Annotated in this window: 6 protein-coding genes and 1 rRNA gene; 4 read left to right on the forward strand and 3 right to left on the reverse strand. The window is 58.2% G+C overall.

From position 1 onward, the window contains the following. Positions 1–260: 260 nt before the first annotated feature. The 3 genes from EDF61_RS18490 (at position 261) to EDF61_RS18500 (ending at position 2,900) form a co-directional block, all read left to right on the forward strand. A complete protein-coding gene (locus EDF61_RS18490; protein ID WP_133835104.1) occupies positions 261–1,043 on the forward strand; it encodes an SDR family oxidoreductase in 783 nt (260 codons plus the stop codon). A gap of 144 nt (positions 1,044–1,187) precedes the next feature. Then, a 5S ribosomal RNA gene (gene rrf, locus EDF61_RS18495) occupies positions 1,188–1,304 on the forward strand. A gap of 240 nt (positions 1,305–1,544) precedes the next feature. Next, entirely contained in the window at positions 1,545–2,900 is a 1,356-nt protein-coding gene (locus tag EDF61_RS18500) for a DDE-type integrase/transposase/recombinase (RefSeq protein WP_133835105.1), read from the forward strand. Between the two features lie 140 nt (positions 2,901–3,040). Here the strand turns inward: EDF61_RS18500 and EDF61_RS18505 are convergent, their stop codons facing one another. The 3 genes from EDF61_RS18505 to EDF61_RS18515 form a co-directional block, all read right to left on the reverse strand. After that, positions 3,041–4,108, reverse strand: a complete 1,068-nt coding sequence (locus EDF61_RS18505) for an ABC transporter ATP-binding protein (protein ID WP_105659109.1) — start codon at positions 4,106–4,108, stop codon at positions 3,041–3,043. Between the two features lie 65 nt (positions 4,109–4,173). Beyond that, complete coding sequence (gene otsB / locus EDF61_RS18510; RefSeq protein WP_133835106.1) at positions 4,174–4,953, reverse strand: trehalose-phosphatase; 780 nt, start codon at positions 4,951–4,953, stop codon at positions 4,174–4,176. 41 nt (positions 4,954–4,994) lie between these two features. Beyond that, positions 4,995–6,458 carry an alpha,alpha-trehalose-phosphate synthase (UDP-forming) gene (locus tag EDF61_RS18515; protein WP_105661586.1) on the reverse strand — a complete coding sequence of 488 codons (1,464 nt, stop codon included), beginning with the start codon at positions 6,456–6,458 and terminating at the stop codon, positions 4,995–4,997. A gap of 400 nt (positions 6,459–6,858) precedes the next feature. Here EDF61_RS18515 and EDF61_RS18520 point away from each other — a divergent pair, with 400 nt between their 5' ends. Beyond that, positions 6,859–7,725 (forward strand): DsbA family protein, encoded by an 867-nt coding sequence (locus EDF61_RS18520; protein ID WP_133835107.1) that lies wholly within the window; start codon positions 6,859–6,861, stop codon positions 7,723–7,725. Positions 7,726–7,922 lie beyond the last annotated feature (197 nt).

The raw sequence follows: 7,922 nt of genomic DNA on the forward strand, positions 1-7,922 counted from the left end.
ACCGTTTGGTGCCGGGGCCTCACCTGTTTAACGGGAAGGGGAGGGGGAATTGGGCAGCTGGTGCTGCTTGGTTCCTCCTCCCCTCCTGCTTTAACCTCGATAGCTGCTAAGCGACTAAGGCAACCCCAAACACTTGACTTAGGCATCATTGTTCAAGGGGCCACTCGAAATGGGCATAGTGTGGGATATGAGCGAGGCTGCGACTGACTCATCGACGGTGACTCGACTCGTCTTCCAATTGCGAAAGAGGGAAACCGAACGTGAGAACTTATGTCGTTACTGGCGCTGCTTCCGGTATTGGCGCGGCCACTGCAGAATTGATTCGAGAACGTGGGCACAAGGTCATTGGAGTTGATCTACGCGATGCCGAGGTCACTGCTGACCTATCGACGCAGGCGGGCCGGCTAAGCGCCATCAGCCAGACCCTAGAGCATTCCGAAGGCAAGATTGACGCGGTCATCGCGGCCGCAGGCATCTCGGCTCCTAAGGCGATTACCGTCTCGGTAAACTACTTCGGCGTAACCAGGTATCTGGAAGGCCTGCTGCCTGCATTGGGACTCTCGCAGTCACCACGCGTGGCCGTGGTTTCCTCGATGGCCTCGATCCAGCAGAATTCCGCTGAACTCGTTGATGCGTTGCTTGCAGGCGACGAGGAAGCGGCCCTGGCCATTGGTGCAGCCTTGGAAGCCGCTGGCCCGCGATCCGGTTACCTGAATTACCCGTCCTCCAAGCGTGCGCTGAGCCGCTGGGTTCGCCGCGAGTGCATCTCGGAGAAGTGGGCCGGCGCAGGGATCCCATTGAACGCTGTTGCTCCTGGCACCGTGATCACCAACATGACTCGGGACCTATTGGCGACAGAAGAAGGCAAATCGATGGTTGACCAGAATGTGCCGATGCCATTGAACTACCACTCTGAAGCCGTGGTAATTGCCAAGCTACTGCTGTGGCTAACGAGTGCAGAAAATACTCACGTCACCGGGCAAACGATTTACTGCGATGGCGGTGCCGAGGCTACGCTCCGCGGGGACGATATCTGGAGCTAGCCCAATTAGCCGGGTATGGCGAAGGACACTATTGGTAACGCGTTCTGAAGTGGCGCATCCACTGCGTGCTTGATATAGTTATGGAGTTGTCGCAATCGCGAATGACACCGTAGTTTTCCCATGGCTAGCCATGAGGTATAGAGTTACGGCGATCATAGCGTGGGGGAAACGCCCAGATCCATACCGAACCTGGAAGCTAAGACCCACAGCGCCGATGGTACTGCACTCGGGAGGGTGTGGGAGAGTAGGTCATCGCCGGGCATAATTTGCCGAAGGCCCCGAACTTTTGTTCGGGGCCTTCGATGTTTAACCGGACTCTCGCGCAGCGGACTTAAAGCCAATGTGTTTTCTCTCAGGACATCGGTAACAGTTCTGCCTCAGGACATCGGTAACACTTCAACATTTAAAGTGGTGACACTTCTCCCCGGGATTTAACGCCCCGAAGTGCACAGCCCGCCTACCGGCCTCTCGGCCAGCACACGGGCTGATGAACTGGAAAGTGTGAAAAATGATCCAGTCAACTCGACAATACGCTTAGCCATCGCCCGATTGCCACAAGACGCTCCCAGAGGCGCGGTCACCGCCTTCTGCACGGAACACGAAATTAGCCGCAAGACTTTCTACCAAATCCGCAAACGAGCCCAAACCGAAGGCCAAGCAGCAGCCCTGGAACCCCGCTCCCGACGGCCGAAAAAAGCGCCTACCGCAACAAGCGAAGCCGTCAAGGACCAAGCGATCGCAATGCGCAAGGCGTTGCAAGCCTCGGGCTGGGATCACGGCCCGATCAGCGTGCACGATCACATGAAGAAGCTGGACATGCCCACGGTATCGATCTCGGCACTGGCCCGGATCTTCTCCGAACGAGGCCTGGTTACCCCAGCCCCGCAGAAGCGTCCTCGTTCCTCCTTTCGGTCCTTCCGCTATCCGATGCCCAATTCCTGCTGGCAGCTGGACGCCACCGAATACGTGCTGGAAGGAGGACGCAAATGCGTGATCTTCCAGCTGATCGATGACCATTCCCGGCTGGCGGTCGCTTCATTGGCCGCCAAGACCGAGAACGGCCAAGATGCAGTGAAGGTCTTCCGCAAAGGCATCGAATCGTGCGGTGTGCCGCAAAGACTGCTCACCGATAATGGTGATGCGCTGAACCCCATCCGCCGTGGCGTGCTGAGCGAGCTGGTCGCTTACGCCAATGGGCTGGGCATCGCGACGATCACTGGCAAACCGCACAAGCCCACCACCCAGGGCAAGAACGAGCGGCTTCATTCAACCTTGTTCAAATGGTTGAAAAAGCAGCCGTTCGCCACCGATCTAGCACAGTTGCAGGCGCAGCTGGATGTCTTCGACCATGCCTATAACACCCAACGTGGGCACCAGTCCCTGGAAGATCGGTTGACACCGCAAGAAGCGTGGGATGCCACGCCCGTAGCTGAGCCGCTGGAGCTTGGGCAGTGGAGGAAACTGAGCACGAAACCAGGACCGAGCCAGGCTCAAGTAGTTCTTGGCGTCCAAGCCGGAAGTGAGCGTGAGGCCTGGCAGATGGCTGCTGCACGAACCCCTCCAGAGCCGGCTAAGCTCAGCGCCACGCTGCGTTCTGAACTCATGGGTGAGAGTGGAAGCCACGTGCTGCAGGCCAATAAGAACCGCTGCCTGCGGGTTGCCGGGGTTGAAATTTATCTGGGCAAGCTACTGCGCTCCACTGTGGTGAATGTGGTTTGGGACCCGACGGACTTGATGGTGCTGAGCATGGAGGGTGAACTGGTCGCGAAATTCGATTACCCGTTCCCGCAGGGCGTGAAGTATTTGAGTTTGAAGCATGCCACGGCGAAGTTCCAAAACATGCCTGATCCGGTCTGATCTGTTACCGATGTCCTGAGACACCGAGTGTTACCGATGTCCTGGGACAGAAGTGTCACCGGTGTCTTGAGACATCACAGACTTAAAGCCAATGGCGGCTTGGAGTTCAATTTCCAAGCCGCCATTGGCGCTAGCCAGTATTAGGCGTTGTCCAAGCGCAGACCGCTTTCCGTATCAAACAGGTGCGCGTGCTGCAGATTTGGTGCAATATTGATGCGCTGTCCACGTGCGGGAGGCGTACGGCCGTCAACACGAACCACGACTATCTGAGTTTCGCCGCCTAGCTCTGCCGAACCGTAGATGTAGGCATCTGCGCCGAGCTCTTCAACAACGTCGACAACAATCTCCACACCTTCGCCGGCACCGACAATCTCGATGTCCTCTGGACGGAAGCCCAAGGTGACTCCACCCTGTGCCCCAGGCGCATCGATAACAGCTGAACCGAAAGCAACCTGTCCATTGGCAGACTGCAACTGCACCAGGTTCATGGCAGGGGACCCGATGAAGCCTGCGACGAAGACATTGCGTGGGCGATCGTAGAGCTCACGAGGAGTGCCTACCTGCTGCAACTCGCCGTCCTTGAGTACGGCAACGCGGTCACCCATAGTCAAGGCTTCCACCTGGTCGTGGGTCACGTACACGGTCGTGACACCGAGTCGGCGGGTCAGCGACGCAATCTGGGTACGGGTCTGCACGCGCAGCTTTGCATCGAGGTTGGACAGCGGCTCGTCCATCAAGAACACCTGGGGTGAACGAACGATGGCGCGACCCATGGCCACACGCTGACGCTGGCCGCCAGACAAGGCCTTGGGCTTGCGGTCCAAGTACTTCTCCAGATCGAGAAGCTTGGCTGCTTCCAGCACGCGCTTCTTGCGTTCCTCCTTGTCGACGCCGGCGATCTTCAAGGCAAAGCCCATATTCTCGGCAACGGTCATGTGGGGGTACAGCGCGTAGTTCTGGAAGACCATGGCGATGTCGCGGTCCTTAGGCGGAACGTTGGTCACATCCTTATCGCCAATGAGAATACGACCGGAGTTTACTTCTTCCAAGCCCGCGAGCATGCGCAGGGTGGTGGACTTGCCGCAACCCGAGGGGCCGACCAGGACAAGGAATTCTCCATCTTGGATTTCCAAGTCGATAGCGTCGACGGAAGGCACAAGTGCGCCCGGGTAGATGCGGGTGGCCTTTTCAAAGGTCACAGTTGCCATGATGACAATCCTTTCACGGGCAGGTACGTGCCCGACGATCCGTAGTGAAAGTGAGTTGGGACACTTCAGTGTCGCATGGAAATCAGACTTTTCAAAAGGTGTGGTAATTCACTTGGCGAAAGGATATTATGCGCGGCCGCAGTTGGTCCAGGTCCCACCTTGATGCCCAGATCCGCTGCGCCAAGAACCTTGAATCCGTTCTCGTCGGTCACGTCATCACCGACAAAAAGGACCGCTTGGACGTCGAGTACTTCACGCAACCACTGCAGGCTCTGGCCCTTATCGCCGTGATGCACGGTGGCCTCTAGCACCGCTTTGCCTTCAAGCAGTTTGATGCCGTCCAAATCACGTAGCGCCTGCCGCGCCTGTGCCAGGGCCTTGGCGGCAACTTCAGGTGTTGCCTGGCGGACGTGCAGGACCGTGGCCGACGGTTTGTACTCCACGCTGGCGTTCGCGTGCATCGCAGCAACGCGTTCCAGGCGCTGGGTAATTTGCCCGAGCAGCTCGGACTGCCTAGCGGTCAGCGGCTCATCGTGCCAGATCGCGCCCAGCTGTGGCGGAACCAAGCGCTCGGCACCGTGCGAACCAATGCGAATCTCTGGACGAGGTTCAGGATAGACCTCGCTCAAGGACTGCAGGTTACGCCCCGACACCACCGCGGTGTATACCCCGGGACTGGAAGCCAGCTGCTCGAAGGCAGCGGCAGACTCTTCCAGCGGCCGGGCCTCTTGGGGCCGGTCAACCAGCGGGGACATCGTTCCATCAAAGTCCAAAGCAACTAGTACCCGCTGATGGGCAGCAAATTCAGCCAGCGCGGCCTGCAGGGCAGGGTCAAGGTCAGGCAATGGTATTCCTCATCGGAGATCAGGATTCCTGTCGGAATCTTCTAGCGAACGATTTCGTGCACGGAGGTGGCCGCGTTGATCTCGGCCAGCTCGGCTAGGAAATCCTCGGACCACTTCGAGACGTCGTTGAGCGCCAAGTGGCGGTTCATGCGTTTCATCCGGCGTTCCTGCTCTGCCTCATTCATCTGAACCGCTTCAACGATCTTGGCCTTCATCCCGTCGATGTCGTGCGGGTTGACCAGGACAGCCTGGGTCAGCTGATCGGCAGCGCCGGTGTACTCCGAGAGCACCAGTACACCGCGACCATCCTGGTGCGCAGCGACGAACTCCTTGGCCACCAGATTCATCCCATCGCGCAGGGCCGTGACCAGCAGGACATCGGCTGCCAGATACATGGCGATCATTTCGCGCAGCGGATAGGACTGGTGCAGGTAGCGCAGGGTGGTGTGGCTCAGGGTGTCATGCTGGCCGGTGATCTGCCCGACCATGAGCTCCACCTGGTCACGCAGCTCGATGTAGCTGTCCACGTTTTCCCGGCTGGGGCTGGCTACCTGGATCAGGCAGACATCACCGGCGCGCAGAGTCTGGTCGGAGAGCAGCTCGCCATAGGCCTTCAGGCGGTGGCGAATGCCCTTGGTGTAGTCCAAGCGGTCCACGCCCAGCATGATGGTTTTCGGATTGCCCAGCTCATGGCGGATCTGGGCGGCACGGGCAATGATTTGCGGATCGCGTGCGAGCTTGGCGATTTGCTCGGTATCGATGGAAATCGGATGCGCATTGGCACGGCAGAGATTCTGCATGTCGTTACCGGCTGGGGGCGAAGCCACATCGCCCTTGGTGGAGTAGTCGGTGAAACGGCGCAAGCAGCGCAGGAAATTGCTCGCATCGGTTTCGCGCTGGAACCCGACCAAGTCCGCGCCGACCAGTCCCTGCAAGATCTGGGTGCGCCAGGGCAGCTGCGAAAACAGGCTGGCCGCCGGGAACGGTATGTGCAGGAAGAAGCCGATTTTCAGATCGGGTCGCGCCAGCCGCAGCATCTGCGGAACCAGCTGCAGCTGGTAGTCGTGGACCCACACGGTAGCGTGCGGAGCAGCGATTTCCAGTACGGCATCGGCGAATCGCTGGTTGATCCTCTTATAGCGGTCCCACCAGGTGCGGTGGTACTCCGGTGGCACGATGACGTCGTGGTAGAGCGGCCAAAGCGTCGAGTTGGAGAAGCCCTCGTAGTAGAGGGTCAGGTCATCCTCATCCAGGGGGACCGGAACCAGATGGATGTCATCCTTGTCGAAGCTCTCCAGTTTCTCGCCGATACCGCCATGCCAACCCACCCAGGCACCTTCGGACGCAGCCATGACCGGTTCCAAGGCGGTAACCAAACCACCGGGCGAACGCTGGAATCCTTGCGATCCGTCAGGATTGGTGATGCGATCCACCGGAAGGCGGTTGGCTACTACCACAAAATCGTAGGAATTTTCGGTCTTTGTACTCGGCGCTGGGTTACCCACTGCAAACCTCCTGGTTTGTTCAATCTGGTTCACCGGCGTGGTGCAGATTCGTCGGTTCTGAGTGAATGACTTCTCGTCAAATTTCCTCGCTCTTGCTATTTAGCCTAGTGAAAACTGACTGCTAAGGGAACGAAGGGACGGATTTCTCCGTCATATGGGCTACTTCTGCGCATGTGCCGCGTGGTCAGCTAAGGACCGGCAGCAAAGAAACGATATCCGCCGATGACTTGGTTTAACGCTCAACTTAAGGTTTTCGAAGCACTTTGGGTGCTGTATGCGAAAGATATGTGAGTCCTGTGAAGGTGGGGGAATCTTGACTTTTCAAGGATATTGGCGCTGGGAGTTGGCTAAGCTTGACTCCAGATGATAGTTGTCCGCTGACCAAGGAACCGCCAAATTTATGTCTACAAATAACCCGCGCCCATCGAAGGCAGAGCGAACCGCGAGTGCCCGAGAGAAGGCGGCGCAGATGCGTGCCGCTCAAGATGCCGCTCAGAAGCGCAAGTCGCTTTTCGTGAAGCTGGGCGTATTGGCCGCAGTCATTGTGGTCATCGCACTGGTAGTTACCTTGATCGTGCAGAACAACAACGCAAAGGTGGCAGACTCCGGCGCCGTGCCGCAGGGCGGTACCGCAGCCGGTGGCATCATGGTCACCTCGCCGGACACTGTCGCAGAGAAGTCCATCGAGAATGTGGATATCAAGACGCTCGAAGCACCTGCCGAGGCGCCATCGCCTGCTACCCCACGCGACCTGACGGTGGCTGAAAAGGGCGAACCGATCAACATCGCCATGTACGTTGACGCCAACTGCGTTCACTGTGCAGACTTCGAGGCTACCTACGGGGACCAGATCGAGGAATGGCTGGCCAACGGCGACGTCACCGTTGAATACCGCAACGTCGGCTACCTTGACCGTGGTTCAGCAACCAACTTCTCCTCGCGCGGCGCCAACGCATTGGCTTGCGTCGCCGACGAAAGCCCAGAAGCCTACATGGGCTTCGTCAAGGCACTGTGGGGCCACTACCCAGAGGGCGAGATGAAGAACGCCGAGCTGGCCGATCTGGCGATCCAGAATGGCGCTGCGCAGTCCGTTGAAAGCTGCATCGCAGATGACAAGTTCCGTCCATTCGTCCAGTACACCACTACTGCCGGCCAGTACGATGGCGTGGCTGGCACCCCATCGATCTTCGTCCAGGGCAAGGTAGTCGATCTGGCAAAGGAAGACTTCCCAACCGCAGTGAAGGAAGCAATCGCTGCCAACAAGTAGGTCGAACCGGTAGCCTCTGGACAATTGTTCGGGATCCGGTAGTATCCTTATTGATCTCGCACCCCGACCGATGGGAAGGAAGCCAATGCTGGCTTCCTTCCCATCGACTCTTCTATGTCTGTCAAGCCGCAACCGGAACCTCTTCAATCATTTTTGAAGCACTGAAGATTCTGAAGATCCGACGGGCGAGATAGCGT

Source organism: Arthrobacter sp. JUb115 (genome assembly GCF_004365035.1).
Taxonomy (GTDB): domain Bacteria; phylum Actinomycetota; class Actinomycetes; order Actinomycetales; family Micrococcaceae; genus Glutamicibacter.

Coding starts and splice junctions, on each gene's coding strand:
- EDF61_RS18505 (WP_105659109.1), bottom strand. CDS start 4,108: ATGGCAACTGTGACCTTTGAAAAGGCCACCCGCATCTACCCGGGCGCA.
- EDF61_RS18520 (WP_133835107.1), top strand. CDS start 6,859: ATGTCTACAAATAACCCGCGCCCATCGAAGGCAGAGCGAACCGCGAGT.